A 2,160-nucleotide genomic window follows, 5' to 3' on the forward strand; every position below is an offset into this window, starting at 1 on the left:
AGTTTCTCGGCGAGCTGTTCTTGGGAGAGCCCCATCGCCTCGCGCCTCGTCTTTGCTCACCGGCACGTCGAGCGTCTCACCGAGGGCGACGAGTATCTCCGCGTCGGGCACCGAGAGCCCGCGTTCCCATTTGGAAACCGTCTGCCTCACCACGTTCAGCTTGAGCGCGAGCTCCTCCTGCGATAGCCCTTTCGATTTCCTGAGGGCCTGGATGTTCTCGTTCAGCATGGCGGATCCTTTCTCTCGCCCGGTTCCTACGTTACCGCAATGCTGCCCGCAGATGGCCCGTTGCCGCAAGCAACGGGTCGTAACATCGGCGGGGACCGTTTGAGTTCACAGGTGATGCAAGCTCCTAATAATTTGACGTCCATTCAATCTACCTGCGGTTTGCAACCATAGGGTGCCTGCAGGTTGCGTAAAATGAAGCCTCAAGTTGGTGGTTTCCGCCATGTGGCTACCGTAGTGTGTAAGTCGCCGGCAGGAAAGCACCGAACGCTGGGATGCCGCGCCCGCGCCGTCGCCGTGAGCCAAGATCACGACGCCCGCGTGCCCGCTTCCAGCCAACGAGAGGACCTACTATGAGCTTCCGTACCAACCTTCAGTATCTGCGCGCCGAGCGCCATATGACCCAGGAGCAGCTCGCCATGCTGCTTGGGGTATCTCGCCAGTCCGTCACCAAGTGGGAGGCCGAGAAGTCCTACCCGGAGATGGATAAGCTCATCAAAATGTGCCAGATTTTCGAGTGCTCGCTCGATGACCTGGTGCAGGGTGACGTGTCGCGCCGCGCGGCCGTGAGCCAGAGCGCCGCGGATGGCGTGCAAAACGATGGGAACGCCGTCGTCCGCGTCGAGGCTCCGCACGGGCGGAACTCGTTGTCCGACATCGGATCCGCCTTTGTGCCCGCGATCCCCGTCGGTCCCAACACGGATGTATGCGGCTATGACGAGCACATGGTCGCATTTGCCCGCAAGGTCGCACTCGGTGTGGCGCTCATCATCCTGGGGGTCGCCGCCGCGGTCTTCACCGATGAGGTCCTGCACTCAGACGGAATCGTCCTCATGGCGTTGTTCGCGCTCGTTGCCGCTGGCTTGGGATTCCTTATTCCATCCGGCATGGAGCACGCGGCTTTTGTGGAAGCCCATCCGTATGTTGCGGACTTTTACACCGCAGAGCAAAAGGCGGCAGAGCGTCGTCGTGCTTCGATCGCGATCGTTTCGGGTATCGCGATCATCCTTCTTGGCATCGCCGTATCGGCGCTGTTTGAGGTGGAGGCGAACGTCCAGGTATATGGCGACACGCTGATGATGGTCCTGGTCGCCGTCGGTGTTGGGGTGATTGTCCACTGGGGCATGCTGTGGGGCCGCATGGATGTCGCGGAGTACAACAAGGAGTGGCTCGAGACGGTCGAATTGAGTGCGGAGGAGCTGTCGCAGCTGGATCCCCAGAGCCGCGAGGCGTATCTGCGCGCGTGCAATCCCAAGTATCGCCGTACAGCGGCGCGCAAGAAGAGGGCTTGCGTCGTGATCATGCTCGCCTCCACCATCATCGCGCTCATCTGGCTGTTCGTCGGTGGTGCCATGGATGCGTCCGAGGGGATCGGCGGCCTGTTCTGGCTCCCGTGGGTCGTCGGTAGCTTGGGCTCCGCTATCGCCCTTATCGTTATCGACGATGACGATGAGAATGATGCGGCTGCATGCGGCGATAGGGAGTAGAGGCGTTCGAAGACATCCGTCTGAATGAAGCGGGCGGCCTCGGGTGTGCCGGGGCCGCCCGCATTTTGCTGGGTGGTGCTGTATTGCCGGCGTGGAGCGGGCCTCAAGCTAGTGCTTGCCGTCAATTTGAAGTCTTCGGCTGCGGGCATCTTCGAGTCCGCATCACGAGCGCAACGCTGGCGCCCAAAGCGCTGATTCTTGACGCGCGTGATGCGGACTTCGGCAGATGCTGCCTCTAGTTCAGCAGCCCCCACACGGCAAAGCCGAGTGCTCCGCCGATGGCGGCTGCGGCGAAGAAGGTCAGCAAGTCGTACGCCAGTCGGTGCTTCGTCGGCCACGCGCGGCGGGGGAGTGCCCGCGGATCGCGCTCGATGTCCGCCTCGCCGTTCATGAAGGCGAGGATCTCGCGGTATGTCACCAGGTCGTTCTCGCGCTTGATGCGCTCGAG

2 protein-coding genes and 1 pseudogene are annotated in these 2,160 nt (G+C 61.9%); 1 reads left to right on the forward strand and 2 read right to left on the reverse strand.

All coding sequences use genetic code 11. The features are described 5' to 3' along the window. Positions 1-228: helix-turn-helix domain-containing protein (locus DWX63_RS10995; protein ID WP_147336098.1), on the reverse strand; the 228-nt coding region annotated here is incomplete at its 3' end. A 350-nt stretch (positions 229-578) separates the two neighbouring features. Between DWX63_RS10995 and DWX63_RS11565 the strand changes: the two genes are divergently transcribed. Next, positions 579-1,712 (forward strand): helix-turn-helix transcriptional regulator, encoded by a 1,134-nt coding sequence (locus DWX63_RS11565; RefSeq protein ID WP_233514546.1) that lies wholly within the window; start codon positions 579-581, stop codon positions 1,710-1,712. A 235-nt stretch (positions 1,713-1,947) separates the two neighbouring features. Here the strand turns inward: DWX63_RS11565 and DWX63_RS11005 are convergent. Continuing rightward, positions 1,948-2,160, reverse strand: a pseudogene (locus DWX63_RS11005) (XRE family transcriptional regulator); the annotation flags it as partial.

Source organism: Collinsella sp. AF20-14LB, from assembly GCF_003459505.1.
Classification (GTDB): Bacteria; Actinomycetota; Coriobacteriia; order Coriobacteriales; family Coriobacteriaceae; genus Collinsella.

Bases quoted from the DNA above. Each gene is read 5' to 3' on its own strand.
- DWX63_RS11565 (WP_233514546.1), top strand. From the start codon at position 579: ATGAGCTTCCGTACCAACCTTCAGTATCTGCGCGCCGAGCGCCATATG.